We start from the raw sequence: 19,987 nt of genomic DNA, 5'->3' as shown, positions 1-19,987 counted from the left end.
GTCAGGACGCCTTTCGGAGGGCGGGGTGGGCGGCGTGGTGGGGCTGCGCGCCGCCGCCGGTCGTCGCGACGATATGGTCGAAGAAGCCGCGCGGAACCGCCGAGAACACGTCGACGTCGCTCGTGCCGCGGCGCGACAGCGCGGCCCAGGCGGCGGCGTCGAGCGGCCGGCGGCGCGATCGTGCGCGCGAAAGCCATGCGGCATAATCATCGGCGGTCAGCGCCAGTATCGCGAACCGTTGCTGCGCGAACCGGTCGCCATTGAATTGCACATTCTCGCCCAGATAGCGCCCCGGCCGATCGGCCGCGAAGTGCAGATGCGTGCGCATGCCGCCCATTGCATAGACCTGGCCGGCGAGTTGCGGCAGCAGCAGCGACTGCATCACCGTGCCGCTGGTCAGTTCGACCGCGACCGGACGACCCGCGGGCACCGCCAGCTGGTTGACCGTCGCGATCCCCTGGTCGGGATAGACGAACACCCATTTCCAATCGAGCGCGATCGCCTGGATGCGGACGGGTGGACCGCGTCCGGGCAGGCGCGCATAGGGATCGTCGCGCACCGTCGCCGGCCATGCCAGGAACGCCAGCAGCACGACGATCGCGACCGGCGGTATCCAGATGAAGCCTTCCAGCACCCACGAGAAGCCCCAGTCGGGGCGGTAGGCGTCGCGGGTGTTTGACCGGCGATAATGCCAGGCGAAGGCGGGGACGAGGAGAACGACCGGCACCCAGACGAACAGCAGGATGCCCGACACGACCAGTAGCAGATGCCGTTCGTCGGCGGCCACCGGGCCTTGTGCGTTGAGGATGCCGTGGTCCAGCGCCGCGCACCCCGACAGCGCCGACAGTATAGCGAGCGCGAACAGCGGCCGGAAGCGCATGCCAAGCCGATGACGCATGCGCGGCCGAACGCGCGGTGGGGCGAGATGGTCGTCGTGCATCGGTCCCCCTCTCTCACCCCCGGCGTACCGCACGACCCATGCCCGCGCATCGCGCACAACGTCCGGCGGACCGATCGGACGCAACCGGATCGTACAATCGTGTCGGGCGCGTTCCGATCCGCGGTCGATGGTAGCCGGGGGTGCATAAATACCAGAACATTCGCGCCGCGTGACGGGTTTCCCTATCCGCTGACAACAGGGTGGAAGAGGATGCGTTGATGCGAAAGATGATCGCGGCGATGGCCGCAACGGCGATGCTCGCGGGCGTGGGCGGGTGCGTCAACCCGTCGGCGCGTATCGCGGGTGCGCTGGAGGGATATGGCTTCGCGCCCGCGCAGTCGCAGTGCGTCGGCGACCGGCTGGAGGCCAATCTGTCGATCGGCCAGCTGCAGCAGCTGGGGCGCGCCGCACGGGCGACGCGCGAGGGCGACACGACGCCGGGCCGCCTGACCGTGAGCGACTTCGTACGCGTGGCGGGGCAGGTGAAGGACCCGAAGGTGCCGATCGAGGTCGCCAAGGCGGCGGCCGGATGCGGCGTGGTCGCGGACGTCGTCACCGCGCCGTAACCGGTATGCGTCCCATCTCGCGCCGCGTTGCACAATAATGACGCGGTAGAGGGAGCAGGACGCAAGGTGGAACGTTCATACTGCCGATCCCCGGGCGCGCATGCGGCGCGCCACGATGGATCGGATGGCTGGCGGCAGCGCCGTCAACGCCGACTTCAACAAGGGAGACGATCGATGAACACCGATACGCTGACCGGTTCCGCCACCAACATCGGCGGCAAGATCAAGGATGGCCTGGGCGACGCGCTGGGCGACAACTCGCTGAAGGCAGAGGGCAAGGCCGACCAGCTGAGCGGCACCGCGCAAAAGGCCTATGGCGAGGCGAAGGACGCGGTGCGTCCCGCGATCGATTACGTCCGCCAGTTCGCGCGTGAGCGGCCGTTCGCGGCGGCGGCGCTGGGCGGCGTGCTCGGCATCGCGCTGATCAACACGCTGCGCGGCAAGTAAGCGGCGCGTCCTTCGGGACGGCGGCCTGTGCGGTCCACCCGATGGGGTGGCCGCGCAGGCCGTTTTCGTATCCGTCGCGCACGCCTATGCAGCGATGGCCGGGATGCGGCGGTTAGGCAGGAGGCGGGATGGGCCGGGTCGATCTGAGGCCGTATGAACCAGGCGATCGCGACGCGGTGCTCGCGATTTTCGACGGCAATGCCGATACCTTTTTTGGCGCCGGCGACCGTGGCTGGCTTGCGGAGACGCTGGATGAACCGGACGGGCCGGCGTTCGTCGTGACGGTCGACGGCCGCGTCGCGGCGTTCGGCGGCTACGAAATATGGGACCATTACAACAAGGCCTTGCTGTATTGGGGCATGGCGGACCGTAGGTATCACGGCGCGGGGCTGGGCCGGCTCCTGCTGTTCGCGCGGTTGCTGCACGTCGCCGAGCATGGCGATCCGCCGACGCGCTACGTCACCGTCGACACATCGCCGATGATCGCGCCCTTCTTCCTGGCCTGCGGGTTCGAACGGACCGCGGTGTGGCCGGAGGGGTATCGATCCGGGATGGAGATGCACGAGCTGCGCTTCGACCTTTCCGCGACCGATCGTGCGGCGCTGCGCGCGCGGGTGTCGGACGCGCTGCGCCGGGCGGAAGCCGCGGTGGCGGCGGGCGCGGCGGAAAAATTCCCCGCGGCGTAAGGCGACTGTCAGCTTGGCGCGATACGCTGCCGCAGCGCGCAGCCGGGCCCATCGCGGACGGCGGGGCAATCGGCGCGGGGACGGGGGCTGACGATGAAGCGGACGGGCATCTTGCTGGCAGGCGCGGCGGTGATGATCGCGGCGGCCCCGGCCGCGGCGGAAACCTGCGGGATCGGCAAGATCGCCGAGTTGGCGGTGACGATGCAGGGGCTGCGCCCGGTCGTGCAGACGACGATCAACGGCAGGCCCGCGCCCTTCATCCTCGATAGCGGCGCCTTTTTCAGCAACATCTCGCCGCCTGTCGCCAAGACGCTGGACCTGCCGCAGCGCCCCTATCCGGGCCTGCGCATCAACGGCATCGGCGGCAGCAGCGACGCGAACGTCGCCACCGTCCGCCATTTCGGCCTGGCGGGCGTCGACATACCCAATGTCGAATTCGTCGTGAGCGGCAGCGACATCGGCCAGACCGGCCTGCTTGGTCAGAACGTGCTGGGGCTGGCGGACGTCGAATACGACCTGCCCGACGGCATGGTGCGACTGTTCCGGCCGAAGGGCTGTAGTAAGACCGCGCTTGCCTATTGGACGGCGGGCAAGCCGTTCTTCACGCTGCCGATCGAGACGAAGGAGGCGGCGCACAACCACACGGTCGGCACGGTCGAACTGGACGGCGCGAAGCTGCGCGCGACGTTCGACACCGGTGCCGCCGAAACCGTCGTGACGCTGCGTGCGGCGGCGCGCGCCGGCGTGCACCCCGGCGATCCGGGTGTCGAGCGGGCGGGGTGGGAAACCGGGCTGGGCAGCCATGTCGTGCAAGGGTGGATCGGCCGGTTCGCGCTGCTCAAGATCGGCGACGAGGAACTGCACAACGTGCGGCTGCGCATCGCCGATCTGGGGCCGCTCGACACCGACATGCTGCTCGGCGCCGACTATTTCGTGTCGCACCGCGTGTACGTGTCGAACGCGCAGCATCGGTTGTATTTCACCTACACCGGCGGACGGTTGTTCGGCACGGGCGCGCATGTCGATGCGACCACCAACGTCGTCGCGCAGGGCGGCGCGGCGGAGGCGGCGACGCCGACCGATGCCGACGGCTACAGCCGGCGCGGCGCGATGATGCAGACGCAGCGCGACCTGCCGGGCGCGATCGACGCATTCACGCATGCGATGACGCTGGCGCCGAAGGACCCGCGCTATCCGTTGCAGCGCGCGCTCGCCTATCTCGCCGAGCGGCGGCCGGTGCTGGCGATGGACGACCTCGACACGGTGCTGACGCTCGATCCGGCCGACACGCGCGCGCGGATGCTGCGCGCCGAGGTGCGGCTGCGCGCGGGCAATCCGGCGGGTGCGATCCTCGACCTCGATGTGCTGGGCGACCGGTTGCCGCGTGAGGATATGGAGCGGCTGCACCTTGCGCAGCTTTATGCCGGGGCAGATGCCTTCGACGCGGCGATCGGCCAGTACGATATCTGGCTGGCGACGCACCGTGACGACAGCAAGCGAGGCATCGCGCAGAACGGGCGATGCTGGGCGCGTGCACTCGCGAACAAGGACCTCGACAAGGCGCGCGGCGATTGCGACGCGGCGGTGCGGGCGGTGAAGGGCAATGCCGCCTTTCTCGACACGCGCGGGCTGCTCGATTTCCGGCGCGGCGACGATGCCGCGGCGATCACGGACCTGACCGCGGCGCTGGCGATTGACCCGAAGCGCGGCTGGGCACTGTATGTGCGATCGCTCGCCGAACGGCGCCAGGGCGATACCGCGGCGGCGGATCGCGACCGGGCCGCCGCGCTCGCGCTCGACAAGCGCCTTGCCGAGCGCGCGAAGCGTTACGGCCTGGGCTGATCCGTCACCAGCGCGGCCCGAGCAGCAGCGGGCTCGCCGCAACGTAGCGCGGTTGCTCGACGAACGGGACGGTGCGCGTGTCGACGTCGATCACCTGGCGCATGATGGCGCCCGGATCGACGGCGGCGCGCGGCCACGCCGGCAGGCCGGGGCCGCCCGGATCGCCGGTCTTGATGAAATCGGCGAAATAGCCGCTCATCGTCGCCGACACGCGCCGGTCTTCGTCGGTCCAGGCATAGAGCGGGTTCACGTCGAGATTGCCGAACGCATATTCGATCTCCGCGCTGTGCACCGCGCCCCAGGCGGGTGGCGCGCCCGACGTGTCGGCGAGCGCGCGCGGCCGGACGCGGGCATATTGGTAAAGGTAGGTGGGCGCGCCGCCGCGGCGGCTGAGATCGAACCACATCCAGGTCGGCATCGCGAGGAAGGCGTCGCTCGCCAGCGCGGTCGCGGCGGCGACGACATCCGCGTCGCGCGCCGCCGGATAGAGCGCGAAGACCGCATCGGCGCGCGCGCCGTAGCGGGCGGCGAGCGCGGCGCGATAGGCCGCCATTGTCGGCGCGGCATTGCCGAGCAGCGCCGCGGCGGGCGCCTCCTGCGTGTTGGTGCCGACGAGCAGCGGCACGCGCGCGGCGCGGCCCGCAGCGAAGCTCGCCTCCGGCGTTTCGGTCAGCGCGTCGCCGTCTACGATGGGGCGCAGCATCAGATCGCGCGCGCCGCCCTGCGCGGCGAGCAGGCGATCGGCGGGTAGCGCGCGCATCGCAGCGGCGGCTGCGGCATCCGATCCGGTGATGCCCAGCCCCGCGACGAACGACGCGCCCGTCGCCTCCGCCTGCGCGCGCGGGACGGGGGCGAGGCTGTGCATCACCGCGCCGCTTTCGCCGATCGCGCCCGCGATCGACCCGCGCGACAGCGGCGAGGTCATCAGCGCGCTGACCGACATCGATCCCGCCGATTCGCCGCCGATCGTGATGCGCCGCGGATCGCCGCCGAACGCGGCGACATTGCGGCGGACCCAGGCGAGCGCGGCGGCCTGGTCGAGCAGGCCGTAATTGCCCGAGGCGTGGCGGGGCGACGCGGCGGTGAGCGCGGGATGCGCGAGCCAGCCGAACACCCCGAGCCGATAGTTGAGCGTGACGACGACGATGCCGCGTCGCGCCAGCGCCGCGCCATCGTAGCGCTTCTCCGACGAATCCCCCGCGACGAACCCGCCGCCATAGATGTAGACGAGCACCGGCAGCGCCGCGGCCGGACGCCGGTCGAGCGCGGCGGGGGTCCAGACGTTGAGGTAGAGGCAATCCTCGCTGATTCCGGGCGAGCGGAACATCATGTCGGAAAACAGCGGCTGCTGCATGCAGCGCGCGCCGAATTGCGTCGCTGTACGGATCCCGGACCACGATGGCGCGGGCCGAGGCGCGCGCCAGCGCAGATCGCCGACCGGGGCGGCGGCAAAGGGCACGCCGCGGAAGACCGCGATCGCTTCCTGCCCGGCGGGTCCCGCGTCGCGCGCGCCCTGCAACCGGCCGCCCTCGACACGCACCACCGGCGCCTGCTGCGCCAAGGCCGGCGTGTCGAGCAGCAGCAGCGCCCATGCCGCGATCCATCGCCTGATCGTCATCCCCACGCACCCCTGGTCGCTTAGTATTGCGCCGGGTATCCGCAGCGCGCCGCGGGGTGTCAACGAGGGAAGATCAGGGCGTTATGAGCAGGACCGAGCGCGTCCGCTGCGGCGCGGCCATGCGCAGGAAGAAATAACCCGTGCCCGCGATGCCGAGCATCAGGCTGGGCGATTCGCCCGCACCGGCGACGCCGCACGGCCAGCGTGCCCCCGATTGCGCATAGGTCGAAAGGCCATGCAGCGCGACCGTCGCCGCCAGCTGCGCCGCCTCGCCATCGCCGAGCAGCGACGCGGCGAGCAGGAACAGCTCCGCATCCCCCGCGACGCCGTGGCACAGCGAATAATTGTGCACGCCGGCCAGCGCCGACAGCACCACCTGCGCGGCGAGGCGCATCGCCTCCACCGCCGCGGCGCGATAGGCGGGCGCACCGGTCAGCTGCCACGCGCGCAGCCGCGTCAAGCCGATGCCGGCGGCGCCATGGCACCAGGCGGACGGCGCGCAGCCGCTATGGTCGGTATGGCGTAGGTCGGGCCAGCCGCGCTGCGGCGTGAACCAGCTGTCTTCATAGGCGAAGGCGCGCGCTGCGGCGTCGGCGAAGCGCCGCTCGCCCGTCGCGTGCGCCAGCTCGAACAGCGCAAGGCCGATGCCCGCCGCACCGTGCGAATGGCCGGTCAGGTGCGGGCGCTCCTCGTCGAACCAGCGTGCGACGTCGTCGGTCAGCCCCGCAGTCTCCGCCAGCGCGCGCATATCGCCGGTCGTGTCCCACGACAGGCCGCGCGCGCTGTCGTGCGCACGGGCGAGCAGCGCATCGCCGCAGGCGATCGCCGTGGCGCGTCCCTGTGGCGTGCCGAGTTGCAGCAGCGCAGGAATCGCGCCGGCATGCCCCGACATGACGTCGAGCGGCGCGGCGGCGATGTCGACCGCCTCGATCGCCCGCGTGACGAGCGCTTCGCCGCGCGCGACGATATCGGCGCGGCACAGGTCGCGCCCGGCGAGGATCGCGGCATAGCCGATACCGAGCCAGCCGGTGTACAGACCGATCTGCAAGCCGTCGGGCACGTCCTCGACCCGCGACAGCGCATGTTCGATCGCGCCCGCGGCGGTTCCCGCGACGACGGGATCGCGGCTGTCGCGTTGCAGGGCGGCGAGGAACAGCGCGATCCCCGCGGTGCCATCGTACAGCGTCGGGCCGAGCGTGCCGAAGCCGAGCTGCTGGCCCGCGCCGAAATCGTCGAACGCCGGGCCGAACCAGTTGCAGCGGATGCCGTCCCACATCGCATCGCGGGCGAGGCGATAGCCGATGTCGGTGGCCGCGGCGAGGCAGGCGGCGGGCAGGTCGGTTGCGGACAGGCCGGTGAAAGGCAGGCCGGAGACGGGCGCGACGGTCACGCGGCGGTCGTGGCGAGGGGCGGGCGCGTGAATGGGTAATCCTCCTTGGAACCGGGGTTGCGCCAGAGCGCGTCGAGATCGAGCCCCGCGGTGGCGGCGATTTGGGCAAAGCGGGTGGCGAAGGTGTCGGGATCAAACCGATCGCCGCGCCGCGCGCCGAGCAAGGCGGCGGCGACCAGGGCGCAGCGCGCGCTGCCGAAACTCTCGCCGTTGCCGGGATCCTCGGCAAAGCCGACGCCGGGCGCGACCTTTAGCGCGAATAGCGGAACGTCGGCATTCAGCGTCGGGCGGAGCGCGGGCATCGCCGCCGACAGCGCGAGCCACGCGACGGCAAGCGCATCCTGCGCCAGATAGAGGACGGCATTGTCGCGCCGCGCGAAATCGCCGCGCGCGGTGGTGATCTTGAGATCGAAGGGGATGGCGTAGCGATTGAGCACCGCGGTCACGATTCCCACGAACACGGCGCCGCCGGCGGCGTGCACGTTCCAGTAGAGCCGGACGATCGGGCTGAGGTCGTTCGCGTCGCGAAACCCGTGCGAGAAGGCGTAATAGAAGCCCGGCTGCAGCGTCTTCGATCCCGCCGCATGCTGGACGGCGAGCGCGGTGCCGGGCGGCGGTGGCGCGGCGCCGTCGAGCGCGACATACTGGCCCGGCGCGAAACGGCGCGTGCGACCGTGGCGGGTCGCGACGACGCTGCCGCCCGGCGCGCTCGCGAAGACGGTCCAGCCGAGTTCACCATAGGCGCGCGTGGTGTTCGCGGCGACGAGCGCAGGGGTGAGGTCGCCCGGCCCGGTGGCATCGGCGGCGGCGTCCGCGGGCGGGGGCGGATAGGGGCGCGTATAGGCGTGGGTATAGACCGCCATCGTCAGCGCCTGCGCCAGCGCGGCCTCGTCGTTGCCGCGCGCTTGCGCCACGGGGCGGCCCGCGATCGTGATCGCCCCGGCGGCATCGAGACGGAGCGCCGCGACGAGCGCTTGCAGCGGATCGAGCACGCTCATGCCGCTGCGACCAGCGGGGGTGCGATATGAATGCCGAGCAGATCGCGCGCGGCATCCTCGGGCCGGGCAAGCACGTTGAGCGCGACCTGCACCATCAGCCCGATCTGCGCGTCGAGCGCGGTCCGCCAGGCGCTCATCTCGAACGCTGTGACCAGCATGCGCGCGCCCATCATCGCGACGGTGCGGGCGAGAAACGCGGCCGGCGTGTCGCGATCGAGAACGGTCGTCGCGAGATAGCCCTCCCACAGTGCGCCGATCGCGGGCTGGACGGTGTCGAGCGGGTGGCGCGCCGCCGCCATCTGCGCCGCCGGGTCGCTGCCCGCGGTCGCCGGGATCGAGGCGAGCCAGTGATTGAGATAGGATTGCAGCATGCCGGCGAGGTCCCAGGCGGCATCGCCGATATCCGCCAGTTCCCAGTCGACGACATACAGCCGGCGATCCGGCAGCGGCGCGCGGCGCGGCGCGAGCAGCACGTTTTCCCAGCGCATGTCGGTGTGGATCAGCGTGTCGCGCCGCCAGTCATCGCGCAGCCGGCCGAGCCGATCGCCGAGGTCGGGCGTCGCGAGCAGCAGGTCGATCAGCGCGGAAGCGGCGGCACTGCGCCGCAGCGTCGACAGATCGGGCTCGCGATGCAGCTTGAGGATCCAGGGCGGGTCCTGCGGAAACAGCGCCGCCTGCGGCCGTCCCTCGGCGAAGCGGATCGCGTGATAGCCGGCGAGCGCGGCGCCGATCCGGCGCGCGAGATCGGGCGGGCAGGCGCCCATCGTCTTGTGACAGGAGGCCAGCGTCTCGGCATCGGCGACCATGTCGGTGACCAGCATGCCCTGTGCGGGATCGTGGAGATGAAAGACGGGGAGCAGATCGCGTAGCGCGGCGAGCCGGTCATCGGCGAACGCGCCGCGGTAGACCTCAGCCTCGCGCGCGACGGTCTGCGCGGTCATCGCCTCCGTCTCCAGCGCCTGCTTGACGAACAGGCCGCCGCCATGGCGCCGCTTTATGAGGATGTGGCGATTGCGGCTGCGCCCCATCGCCATGGTCAGGCCGCCGTCGACCAGATCGGCCCGGCTCAGCAGGCCGCGCTGCATCAGGAACCGCGCGAGATTGCGGTAGATCGTCTCCACGTGCGTGTCGGCCCCCCAGCCTACGGATCGTCGTCGTATCGATAACGGTCGGGCCGCCGTCGCTGGGTGAGCGACGACGGCCGTTCCGGTCGGTGGCTTCGCGATCAGCTCGCGAAGGTGCAGCCCGCCGTCCACATGACGTGCTTGCAGTCGTCGTCGCGCGTGCTCGGCTGCGGCTGGGCTGCGAAGGTGCAGCCCGCGGTCCACAGCACATGCTTGCAGTCGTTCGCTTCGGCGCCGGTATTCTGTGCGCCCTCTTCCGGCATCGCGACCAGCGTACAGGCGAGCGTCGTCAGCACGTCGCCGCAGCGTTCGCCCGCCTCGGCGGCGGCGAAGGTACAGCCTGCGGTCCACAGCACATGCTTGCAATCCGCGGCGGCGACGTTCTGCGCCTCTGCGGTCAGCGTGCAGGCGAGCGTCGTCAATACCTCGCCGCAGTCGGCGCGGTTCGCCGTCGCACCCTGCGCTCCGGCAAAGGTGCAGCCTGCGGTCCACATGACATGCTTGCAGTCGTTCGCGCTGTTGCCGGTCGTCGGCGAGCACCAGGTCGGCGTCAGCGTGAACAGCGTCGCGCACATCGTATTGTCCGCCTCTGCGCCGGCGGGCTTGACCAGGGTGCAGGCGAGGGTGGTGAGCACCTCGCCGCAGTCCGCACGTGCGGCGGCCTGCGGCTGCGCCCCTGCGAAGGTGCAGCCGGCGGTCCACATCACGTGCTTGCAGTCGTTCGCCGCCGGACCCTGCACCTGCTGACCGATCGTGCAGACGAAGGTCTTCAGCACCTCGCCGCAATTCGCGGCAGCCGCCTGCGGCTGGGCGCCGGCGAAGGTGCAGCCCGCCGTCCACATGACGTGCTTGCAATCCGCCATCGCCTGCTGCGGCATGCCCGGCGTCTGCGGCAGGTTGGGCTGGCAGCCGAGATAGCCCGTGGGACCGACAGGCCCGCCGTGGGGAGGACAGCCGAGATACGCGGTCGGGCCGATCGGCGGGGGACAGCCCAGATAGGCGGTCGGGCCGATCGGGCCGCCGTGGTGCGGCGGACAGCCGAAATAGGCGGTCGGGCCGAACGGGCCATGATGCGGCGGGCAGCCGAGATACGCGGTCGGGCCGATCGGGCCGCCATGCTGCGGCTGACAGCCGAGATAGGCGGTCGGGCCATAAGGACCATGATGCGGCGGGCAACCGAGGTACGCGGTCGGACCGATCGGGCCGCCATGCTGCGGCTGGCAACCGAAATAGCCGGTCGGGCCAAACGGACCGGGCTGCGGCTGGCAGCCGAGATAAGCCGTCGGGCCGAACGGGCCGCTCTGGCCGCCGCTACCCTGGTTCTGGAACATGCCGCCGCCAAGAAAGGCTGCTGCGGGATTGCCGTTCATGCCGTGATCCTCCTTGTTAGACTTTGCGCATGGGCGCGCAGGTTCGTACGCGCGCCGATGATGGCACGCGTAGGAGTCATGAAAACTATACGATTACGCTCACGGCCCGCGTCGCCATCATCGATATCTATCGACGCCGCGGTCCGATCTCTGTTTCAGTTGAGTGACTGAATTTTCATCCGAATCTAAGGTTCGATACGTCTAAACGCGAACTGCGGACGATCTGCGCCTATCCGAAAAGCGCGTCAACGAAATCTCGTCGCGGGTGACGATCAATCGTCTTCACTTTGGTGCTAGTCTGGACGCATTCGACGATTTAGGGTGATTATGGAGTAATCGATCGGCGGCCGCTTCGCATCGCGCGTCGCGATCAGACGATTTTCCGACGGGCACGTTAAATGGGAGCTTGATCCGCACCCGGATAGTTTCTGTAGGGATGTGGCAGGGTCGCACGATAGGAGCGGCCGGTTCGAGGGACGAGGCGTGTCGATGAATAATCTGGTTGACGATGCGTCCCTTGCCGTTCCCGCCCCCGACCAGCAGCCCACCGTGTTCGCCCCGATCGTCCCGACGCCGGCGCTGCGCGAGGAAGAGCCGTACGCGCGTGATGAACTGCTGCACGAGATGTTCGAGGCCGCGGCGGCGCGATTCGGCCGCAACCGCGCGGCACGGATGCTCGTCGACGACCCGGAAAGCGAGCGCCGCACCGCGCTGAGCTACACCGAATTGCGCGACCGCGCCGTGCGGTTCGCGCGGCACCTGCGCGCGATGGGCGTGGCGCGCGGCGACCGCGTCGTGCTGTGCCTGCCGCGCGGGCTGGACCAGTATATGGCGATCCTCGGCACCCTGTGGGCGGGCGCCTGCTACGTGCCGGTCGACTGGACCTATCCGCAGGACCGTATCGATTTCATCGCCGAGGACAGCGGCGCGGTGCTGATCGTCACCGACAGCGAACGTGCGGGCGCGATGCCGGGCCGGACGCTGGTGGTCGATCGCGCGCTGGGCGACCTTGCCGCGCTCGACGCGACGCCGCTGACGCGTGCGGACACGGGCAGCGTGCCGGGCGACCTTGCCTATATCATCTACACCTCCGGCACGACGGGGCGGCCGAAGGGGGTGATGATCACCCATGCCAACGCCTGCCACCTCGTCCGCTCCGAAAGCGCGATCCTGGCGCTGGACGAGGGCGACAAGGTGTTCGGCGGGTTCAGCCTGGCGTTCGACATGTCGGTGGAGACGATGTGGAGCGCGTTCTTCGTCGGCGCCGAACTGCTCGTCGCGGACGAGGCGCTGGCCAAGGCGGGCCCCGACATGGCCGACGTGCTGGCGCGCGAGGGCGTGACGATCTGGCACGTCGTGCCGTCGCTGCTCACCCTGGTCGAAACGCCGATGCCGGCGCTCCGCTTGCTCAACCTGGGTGGTGAGGCGTGCCCGCCCGACCTCGTCGACCGCTGGGCGCGGCCGGGCCTGCGCATCCTCAACACCTATGGCCCGACCGAGACCACGGTGACCGCGACCTGGACGGAGGTGCAGCCGGGCCGCCGCGTCACGATCGGCCGGCCGCTGCCCGGCTATACCGCGTGGATCGTCGACGAGCGGCTGTGGCCGGTCGATGCGGGGGCGGAGGGCGAGCTGGTGATCGGCGGACCAGGTGTCGGCGCGGGCTACGTCAACCGGCCCGATCTCACCGCCGACAAGTTCGTGACGACGCCGTTCCTCGGCACCGACGGCAAGCCCGCGCTCGTCTATCGCTCCGGCGACCTCGTGCGGCTGGATGCGGTCGGCGACATCGATTTCATCGGCCGCATCGACACGCAGGTGAAGATCCGCGGCTTCCGCGTCGAGCTGGGCGAGATCGAGGCGGTGATCGCCGACGATCCCGCGGTCGCGCAGGCGGTCGTCCACCTGTTCAAGGACGAGGATGGGGCCGAATTCCTTGCCGCCTTCCTCGTCGCGCGCGGCGAGGCTTCGATCGACATGGATGCGGTGCGCGCGCGCGTGCGCGACCGGTTGCCCGCCTATATGCGGCCTGCGGCCTATCAGCGGCTCGACGTGCTGCCGACGCTGCCCGCGTCGGGCAAGGTCGATCGCAAGGCCTTGATCCGCCCTGTGGTCGTCGCGGACGAAAGCCGTGAAACTGCGGCGCCCGAGACGGCGCTGGAGCAAACGTTGCAGGCGATCTGGGCGGAGGCGTTCGCGCCGCAGAAGGTCGGGGTGACCGACGACCTGTTCGAGGACCTCGGCGGCCATTCGCTGAAGGCCGCACGGCTCGTCTCGGCGATCCGCAAGGCGCCGGGGCTTGCCGGCGTGTCGATCCAGGACCTGTACGCCGCGCCGAACATCCGCGACCTCGCCGCGCGGCTGGAAAGCGCGGGGCTGGCGCAGGCGGGGGTCGAGGAGCCGTTCCACCGGATATCGGATGTGCGGCGCTGGCTCTGCTATGCCGCGCAGACATTGCTGCTGCTGCCCATCTACGCGGTCGCGGGGCTGCAATGGTTCTTCCCCTATATCGCCTATACCCGGCTCGCCGATCAGGTGGATCGCGTGCCCGCGCTGCTGCTCAGCGGCATCAGTTTCGTATTCATCCCGCCGCTGGCTATGTGCGCGTCGATCCTGATCAAATGGCTGGTGATCGGGCGGTTCCGCGCGGGCGACTATCCATTGTGGGGCGGTTACTATCTGCGCTGGTGGTTCGTCCGCCGCTTTTCGGAGGTGATCGCGACGCCGTATCTGGCCGGTACGCCGATGATCCGCACCTATTACCGGCTGCTCGGCGCGAAGGTGGGCCAAGACGCGTTCATCGGGCGCGGCAATATCGATGCCGCCGATCTGGTGACGATCGGTGCGGGCGCGATCGTCAGCGACTATGCGATGCTGGCGACATCGTCGGTTGAGCGCGGGCTGCTGCGCCTCGGCACCGCGCACATCGGCGACAATGCCTTCGTCGGATCGATGGCGGTGGTGGGGCGCGACTGCACGATCGGTGCGGGCGCACAGCTGGAGGATCTGTCCGCGCTGCCGGTCGGCACCACCATCCCGGCGGGCGAATGCTGGAGCGGATCGCCCGCGACGCCGCACGGCCCGGCGGATGCGCGGGTCTCACCGCCCGCCGGCGGTGCGCGGCGGCTCGCGGTCGGGCTGGCGCTCGCCTTTGGCGCGCTGCTGCTGCCGCTCGTCGCGATCCTGCCGATCGCGCCCGGCCTCGTCGCGCTGATCGAGCTCGACTGGCGGAGCGAAGGCTACACCTATCTGCTGCTCGCGCCCGCGTTGGCGATCACCTACGTCATCCTGATGTGCGTGCTGACGGTCGCAGCGAAGCGGCTGTTCCTCGGCCGGGTGCGGCCGGGGCGCTATGCGATCCACAGCTGGTTCTACGTCCGCTTCTGGTTCGTGCAGCAGGTCAACGACCTCGCGCTGCGGCTGCTCCACCCGATCTATGCGACGCTCTACGTTGTCCCCTGGTATCGCGCACTGGGCGTGAAGGTGGGCAAGCGCGCCGAGATTTCGACCGCGGCGGCGATCGTCCCCGACCTGGTCGACATCGGCGCGGAGAGCTTCATCGCCGATGCGGTGCTGTTCGGATCGGCGCGGGTCGAGCCCGGCGCGATCCGCCTTGCGCATACGCGAATCGGGCGGCGCAGCTTCATCGGCAATTCGGCGCTGCTGCCGACGGGCGCGAGCGTCGGCGACGGCGTGCTGATCGGCGTGCTGTCGAAACCGCCCGCGGACGGCGGCGCGGAGAAACCCGACGGCACGTGGTTCGGGTCGCCGCCGATCTCGCTGCCCGTACGCCAGACGGTGGGGTTGTTCGACGAGGGCGCGCGGTTCAACCCGGGGCGCCGGTTGGTCGCGACGCGACTGGGAATCGAATATGTCCGCGTCACCTTGTCGCTGACGCTGTTCCTCGCCTTCTTCAGCCTGTTGCTGTCCGCGGTGGGGACGATCGACGATCTCAGCAACGGCCCGTGGCTGGTGCCGCTGACCTTCCCGTTCCTGTACGTCGGGTTCGCGCTGGCGTGCGGGCTGTCGGTGGTGCTGCTCAAATGGCTGGTCGTTGGCCGTTACCGCCAGACGACCGCGCCGTTGTGGAGCACGTTCGTGTGGCGGACCGAACTGGTCACCGCGACCTACGAGAATCTGGCGGTGCCCAACCTGCTCGAGCCGCTGCGCGGTACGCCGTGGCTGCCCGCCTATCTGCGCCTGCTCGGCTGCCGGATCGGCAAGCGCTGTTACATCGATACGACCGACGTCACCGAACAGGATCTGGTCGACATCGGCGACGACGTCGCGCTCAACGACTTCGCCGGGCTGCAGACGCATCTGTTCGAGGATCGCGTGATGAAGGTCAGCGGGGTCAGCGTGCGCGATCGCGCGACGATCGGCTCGTACGCGATCGTGCTCTACGATGCGGAGATCGGCGCGGATGCGCAGCTCGGCGACCTGTCGGTGGTGATGAAGGGCGAGACGCTGCCGCCAGGCACGTCGTGGGAGGGTTCGCCCGCCCGCCTCGTCCGCACCGGATGATGCCGCCCGTATGGGCGACGGGCGCGCTCGCGGGCGTGCCGCGCGGCGACGGCGCGCTAGTATGGCGGGTGCGGCTCGACGACCCGCAGACAATGGTCGATGCCGGCCGCGCGACCCTGTCGGCGGAGGACCTTGCCGATCTGGCGACCCGGCCGGATGCGACGATGCGGGGGATGCGGCGGCGGCTGGCACGGGCGTTGCTCGCGCAGCTGTCGGGCGTGCATCCCGACCGCGTGTCGTTCGGTCGCAGCAGCGCGGGCGCGCCGGTCGTCATTGCGCCCGCGGGCTGGCGCGTCAGCGTCGCCGGGCGCTGGCCCCACGCACTGATCGGGGTGGCGCGCGGGCCGATCGGCGTGGACATCGAACCCGCGGGTGCCGCTCCGCCGCCGCGCGATGCCTTTACCACCGCGGAGCGTGCGGTGATGCGCGACGACGAGGCGCTCGCCCGCTGGGTGGCCAAGGAAGCGCATGCCAAATGCCTGGGCATCGCATCGCGGATCGCAGCGGAGGCGATCGAGACGCGGCTGGACGGCGCTGGCTTTACCGCGTCGTCGGCAGATGGCGCGAGCCGGGGGTGGTTTGCCTCTTTCGAGGATTCGGTAGCGGCAGTGGCGCTGGCGGGGTGATCCGTTCGACGCAACGGTCTTGGACGGCGTCACCCTCACCCTTCCCACCCGGCTGCGCCGGGCGGGCCCCTTCCCTCTCCCATCGGGAGAGGGAGGGAGCGGCGAAGCCTGCGGAAGGGTGAGGGTGAGGCGGTCTTGGCCCCCGCCTCAGCTGGTCGGCAGCACCATCAGGCTGGCGTTGCCGCCCGCGGCGGTGGTGTTGATCGAGGTCGACACCTCCTCGACCAGCCAGTCGAGGCGATAGCCGCTGCCCGACGCCTGCGGCAGCACGATCGGGCCGGGCAGGTCCGCGAGCGCGGCCAGCGCGTCCGCCACCGTCGCCGCGTCGCCCTCGATCAAAGCGCCGGCATAGGGCCCCTCACGCCGCCAGTCGGCCGCCCAGTGCAGCCGGTGCGCGACGCCTTCGGGCAGGCCGGCGAGCGAGGCCGCGAGCCCTGCCGGGGCGGCGATCACCGGATCGTTGCCGCCCGCGAGCGCCGCGCCGAGCTGTTCGACCAGCCCGTCGCGCGTCCGCGGCATCAGCAGCACACGGCCGCGCGGATGAAGCGCGTAGACGTTGGTTTCGCCGACCGGGCCCGCGAGCTCGGTCTGCGCGCCGAGCAAAGACGTCGCGATCGCCGTTCGTACCCGGTTCGCGCCGGCGGTATCGCCCTGATCCTCCAGCCAGACCGCGAGATCGCGCGCGGCGGCGTCGGCATGGTCCGACGCGATCGGCGGCGGCACCGGCGTGCCCGCGACCAGCCGGCCGAGGTAGAGCGGGCCGCCCGCCTTAGGGCCCGTGCCCGACAGGCCGCGACCGCCGAACGGCTGCACGCCGACGACCGCGCCGATGACGTTGCGGTTGATGTAGAGGTTGCCCGCCTTCACCCGGCTGGTGACGTGCGCGATCGTCTCGTCGAGGCGCGTGTGCAGGCCGAAGGTGAGGCCGTAACCGGTGCCGTTGATCCGGTCGATCAGCCGGTCGAGTTCGGCGCGGCGGAAGCGGACGACGTGGAGGACGGGGCCGAACACCTCGCGCTCCAGCTCGCCGATGTCGGTCAGCTCGACGATCGTCGGCGCGACGAAGGTACCGTTGGCGGTGTCGCCGGCAAGCGTCAGCTGCTCGACGCGATGGCCGCTCTTGCGCATCTTATCGACGTGCGCCTCGATATTCGCCTTCGCCTCTGCGGTGATGACCGGGCCGATGTCGACCTTCAGCGCATCGGTGCGGCCGATCGACAGCTCGTGCAGCGCGCCCTTGATCATCGCCAGCGTGCGATCGGCGACCTCTTCCTGCAGGCACAGCACGCGCAGCGCCGAGCAGCGCTGGCCCGCGCTGTCGAAGGCGGAGGCGATGACGTCGGCCACCACCTGTTCGGCGAGCGCGCTCGAATCGACGATCATCGCATTCTGCCCGCCCGTCTCCGCGATCAGCGGGATCGGCGCGCCGGCGGGCGACAGGCGCTTGGCCAGTTCCTTCTGGATCAGGCGTGCGACCTCGGTCGATCCGGTGAACATCACCGCCGCGGTTTCCGGCGCCGCGACCAGCGCCGCGCCGATCGCGCCGTCGCCCGGAACGAAGTGCAGCACGTCGATCGGCACGCCCGCCTGGTGCAGCAGGTCGATGCCCTGCGCGGCGATCAGCGGCGTCTCCTCCGCCGGCTTGGCAAGCACGGCATTGCCCGCGACGAGCGCGGCGGCGACCTGGCCGATGAAGATCGCGAGTGGGAAGTTCCACGGGCTGATGCAGGTGACGACGCCGAGCGGCGCGGGCGCGGCGGCGAGCGTCGTGCGCGCCTGTTCGGCGTAATAGCGCAGGAAATCGATCGCCTCGCGCACCTCGGCGATGGCATTGGGCAGCGACTTGCCCGCCTCGCGCACGATCAGCGCGAGCAGCTCGGGCATCTTCGCCTGCATCGCATCGGCCGCGCGATCGAGGATCGCGGCACGCGCCGTCGGTGCGGTCGCGGCCCAGCCGGGCGCGGCGGCGGCGGCGACATGCGCGGCATCGCGCGCCTGATCGACCGACAGTTCGCGCACCACGCCGACGCGGTCGCGATGGTCGGCGGGGTTGAGCACGTCGCGCGGCGCACCTTCGACGCCCGCCTCCCACGGTCCGGCGGCGGCCATCGCCTGCGCGAGCATCGCCAGCATATGCTCGTCGCTGAGGTCGAGGCCCGCCGAATTGGCGCGCGCGCCGTACAGGTCGCGGGGCAAGGCGATATGCGGGTTCTTCTGGCCGGGCCCGACGGCCGATGACGCCATCGCGCGGACCGCGTCGACCGGATCGGCGACGAGATCGGTGATCGGCACTTCGGGGTCTGCGATACGGTTGACGAACGACGAGTTGGCGCCGTTTTCGAGCAGGCGGCGGACGAGGTACGCCAGCAACGTCTCGTGCGTGCCGACCGGCGCGTAGATGCGGCACGGCCGGTTCAGCTTTTCCGGGCCGACGACCTCGTCGTACAGCGGCTCGCCCATGCCGTGCAGGCACTGGAACTCATAGTCGCCGACCGCGAAATCCGTGCCCGCCAGCTCGTAGATGGTGGCGAGAGTCTGCGCATTGTGCGTCGCGAACTGGGGAAAGACCGCGTCCTTTGCGCCAAGCAATTTGCGCGCGCAGGCGATGTAGGCGACGTCGGTGTGGATCTTGCGCGTATAGACGGGGAAGTCGGCGAGGCCGTCGACCTGCGCGCGCTTGATCTCCGCGTCCCAATAGGCGCCCTTGACGAGGCGGACCATGATCCGCCGGTGCGAACGGCGGGCGAGGTCGACGATCCAGTCGATGACGAACGGGCAACGCTTGCCATAGGCCTGGACGACGAAGCCGAGGCCGTCCCAATGTGCAAGGTCGGGATCGGTCGCGAGGCTTTCGAGCAGGTCGAGCGACAGTTCGAGACGGTCGGCTTCCTCCGCGTCGATATTGAAACCGATGTCGTACTGGCGCGCGAGCAGTGCCAGCGCCTTCACGCGCGGCAGCAATTCGCCCATCACGCGGTCCGCCTGCGCGCGGACGTAGCGCGGGTGGAGCGCGGACAGCTTGATGGAAATGCCAGGGCCGGCATAGACGCCGCGGCCCGCCGCCGCCTCGCCGATCGCGCGCACGGCATTCTCGTAATCGCGATAATAACGCTCCGCATCCGCCGCGGTGGTCGCCGCCTCGCCGAGCATGTCGTAGCTGTAGCGGAAGCCGCGCGCCTCGAGCGGGCGGGCGCGCTTCAGCGCCTCCGCGATCGTCTCGCCGGTGACGAACTGCTCGCCCATCATGCGCATCGCCATGTCGACACCGCGGCGGATGACGGGCTCGCCCGCGCGCGCGATCAGCCGGGTGAGCGCGGCGCCGAGGCCGCTGTCGTTGACGCTGCCGGCGAGCTTGCCGGTGACGACGAGGCCCCAGGTCGCGGCATTGACGAACAGCGAGCGGCCGTCGCCGACGTGGGCACGCCAGTCGCCGCCGGCGATCTTGTCGCGGATCAGCGCGTCGCGCGTCGCGGTGTCGGGGATGCGCAGCAACGCCTCGGCGAGGCACATCAGCGCGACGCCTTCCTGGCTGGACAGCGCATATTCCTGGACGAGCCCTTCGACGCCGGTGCCCTTGTGCTTGGCACGCAGCGCGGTGACGAGGCCGGTTGCGGTCTGCGCCGCGGCGGTGCGGACCGCGTCGGGCAATGTCGCCTGGTCAAGCAGCGGCGCGAGGCATTCGGGCTCGGGCCGGCGATAGGCGGCGGTGAGCGCATCGCGCAGCGGCGTGGCCGGGCGGATGGGGGGCGCGAAATCGGCGAAGGGCGGCGTCGTCATGGCGTGGGATCGATCCTCTGGGGTCATCCGCCCATAAGCCTTTCCGGTCTGGCGATCCGACCGGATTTCGACCAGTATC

Annotated in this window: 13 protein-coding genes; 6 read left to right on the top strand and 7 right to left on the bottom strand. The window is 70.4% G+C overall.

Annotated elements, in window-relative coordinates; all coding sequences use genetic code 11:
* Position 1: 1 nt before the first annotated feature.
* A complete protein-coding gene (locus tag DM480_RS18450; protein ID WP_232834133.1) occupies positions 2-940 on the bottom strand; it encodes a cytochrome ubiquinol oxidase subunit II in 939 nt (312 codons plus the stop codon).
* 218 nt (positions 941-1,158) lie between these two features.
* Here DM480_RS18450 and DM480_RS05540 point away from each other — a divergent pair, with 218 nt between their 5' ends.
* The 4 genes from DM480_RS05540 (at position 1,159) to DM480_RS05525 (ending at position 4,481) form a co-directional block, all read left to right on the top strand.
* Positions 1,159-1,506 carry a hypothetical protein gene (locus DM480_RS05540; protein ID WP_125471474.1) on the top strand — a complete coding sequence of 116 codons (348 nt, stop codon included), beginning with the start codon at positions 1,159-1,161 and terminating at the stop codon, positions 1,504-1,506.
* Between the two features lie 174 nt (positions 1,507-1,680).
* A complete protein-coding gene (locus DM480_RS05535; RefSeq protein ID WP_115377950.1) occupies positions 1,681-1,953 on the top strand; it encodes a CsbD family protein in 273 nt (90 codons plus the stop codon).
* Positions 1,954-2,081: 128 nt separating this feature from the next.
* Positions 2,082-2,639, top strand: a complete 558-nt coding sequence (locus tag DM480_RS05530; RefSeq protein ID WP_115377949.1) for a GNAT family N-acetyltransferase — start codon at positions 2,082-2,084, stop codon at positions 2,637-2,639.
* Positions 2,640-2,732: 93 nt separating this feature from the next.
* Positions 2,733-4,481 carry a retroviral-like aspartic protease family protein gene (locus tag DM480_RS05525; protein ID WP_115377948.1) on the top strand — a complete coding sequence of 583 codons (1,749 nt, stop codon included), beginning with the start codon at positions 2,733-2,735 and terminating at the stop codon, positions 4,479-4,481.
* A 4-nt stretch (positions 4,482-4,485) separates the two neighbouring features.
* Here DM480_RS05525 and DM480_RS05520 read toward each other — a convergent pair whose 3' ends face one another.
* The 5 genes from DM480_RS05520 to DM480_RS05500 all read right to left on the bottom strand — a co-directional run bounded on the left by DM480_RS05520 (position 4,486) and on the right by DM480_RS05500 (position 10,981).
* Positions 4,486-6,099, bottom strand: coding sequence for a carboxylesterase/lipase family protein (locus DM480_RS05520; RefSeq protein ID WP_115377947.1), 1,614 nt, complete (start codon positions 6,097-6,099; stop codon positions 4,486-4,488).
* 73 nt (positions 6,100-6,172) lie between these two features.
* A complete protein-coding gene (locus tag DM480_RS05515) occupies positions 6,173-7,489 on the bottom strand; it encodes a lanthionine synthetase LanC family protein (protein ID WP_115377946.1) in 1,317 nt (438 codons plus the stop codon).
* Positions 7,486-8,487 carry a T3SS effector HopA1 family protein gene (locus tag DM480_RS05510; protein WP_115377945.1) on the bottom strand — a complete coding sequence of 334 codons (1,002 nt, stop codon included), beginning with the start codon at positions 8,485-8,487 and terminating at the stop codon, positions 7,486-7,488. The genes DM480_RS05515 and DM480_RS05510 overlap by 4 nt, the downstream gene beginning before the upstream one ends.
* Positions 8,484-9,608 (bottom strand): phosphotransferase family protein, encoded by a 1,125-nt coding sequence (locus DM480_RS05505; RefSeq protein WP_115377944.1) that lies wholly within the window; start codon positions 9,606-9,608, stop codon positions 8,484-8,486. Before DM480_RS05505 ends, DM480_RS05510 begins: the two co-directional genes overlap by 4 nt.
* Positions 9,609-9,712: 104 nt before the next feature.
* Positions 9,713-10,981, bottom strand: coding sequence for a proline-rich domain-containing protein (locus DM480_RS05500; protein WP_115377943.1), 1,269 nt, complete (start codon positions 10,979-10,981; stop codon positions 9,713-9,715).
* Between the two features lie 489 nt (positions 10,982-11,470).
* Here DM480_RS05500 and DM480_RS05495 point away from each other — a divergent pair, with 489 nt between their 5' ends.
* A complete protein-coding gene (locus DM480_RS05495; RefSeq protein WP_115377942.1) occupies positions 11,471-15,505 on the top strand; it encodes a Pls/PosA family non-ribosomal peptide synthetase in 4,035 nt (1,344 codons plus the stop codon).
* Entirely contained in the window at positions 15,502-16,131 is a 630-nt protein-coding gene (locus tag DM480_RS05490) for a 4'-phosphopantetheinyl transferase superfamily protein (protein WP_115377941.1), read from the top strand. Before DM480_RS05495 ends, DM480_RS05490 begins: the two co-directional genes overlap by 4 nt.
* A gap of 147 nt (positions 16,132-16,278) precedes the next feature.
* On the opposite strand, the gene putA is transcribed toward DM480_RS05490, so the two are convergent.
* Entirely contained in the window at positions 16,279-19,908 is a 3,630-nt protein-coding gene (gene putA, locus DM480_RS05485; RefSeq protein WP_115380878.1) for a trifunctional transcriptional regulator/proline dehydrogenase/L-glutamate gamma-semialdehyde dehydrogenase, read from the bottom strand.
* Positions 19,909-19,987: the final 79 nt, after the last annotated feature.

It is taken from the genome of Sphingomonas sp. FARSPH (assembly GCF_003355005.1).
Classification (GTDB): domain Bacteria; phylum Pseudomonadota; class Alphaproteobacteria; order Sphingomonadales; family Sphingomonadaceae; genus Sphingomonas.
The sequence above is the reverse complement of the archived record's forward strand: the minus strand, read 5'-3'. Positions and strand labels throughout refer to the sequence as shown.

Coding starts and splice junctions, on each gene's coding strand:
- DM480_RS18450 (WP_232834133.1), bottom strand. CDS start 940: ATGCACGACGACCATCTCGCCCCACCGCGCGTTCGGCCGCGCATGCGT.
- DM480_RS05540 (WP_125471474.1), top strand. CDS start 1,159: ATGCGAAAGATGATCGCGGCGATGGCCGCAACGGCGATGCTCGCGGGC.
- DM480_RS05535 (WP_115377950.1), top strand. CDS start 1,681: ATGAACACCGATACGCTGACCGGTTCCGCCACCAACATCGGCGGCAAG.
- DM480_RS05530 (WP_115377949.1), top strand. CDS start 2,082: ATGGGCCGGGTCGATCTGAGGCCGTATGAACCAGGCGATCGCGACGCG.
- DM480_RS05525 (WP_115377948.1), top strand. CDS start 2,733: ATGAAGCGGACGGGCATCTTGCTGGCAGGCGCGGCGGTGATGATCGCG.
- DM480_RS05520 (WP_115377947.1), bottom strand. CDS start 6,099: ATGACGATCAGGCGATGGATCGCGGCATGGGCGCTGCTGCTGCTCGAC.
- DM480_RS05510 (WP_115377945.1), bottom strand. CDS start 8,487: ATGAGCGTGCTCGATCCGCTGCAAGCGCTCGTCGCGGCGCTCCGTCTC.
- DM480_RS05500 (WP_115377943.1), bottom strand. CDS start 10,981: ATGAACGGCAATCCCGCAGCAGCCTTTCTTGGCGGCGGCATGTTCCAG.
- DM480_RS05495 (WP_115377942.1), top strand. CDS start 11,471: ATGAATAATCTGGTTGACGATGCGTCCCTTGCCGTTCCCGCCCCCGAC.
- DM480_RS05490 (WP_115377941.1), top strand. CDS start 15,502: ATGATGCCGCCCGTATGGGCGACGGGCGCGCTCGCGGGCGTGCCGCGC.
- putA (WP_115380878.1), bottom strand. CDS start 19,908: ATGACGACGCCGCCCTTCGCCGATTTCGCGCCCCCCATCCGCCCGGCC.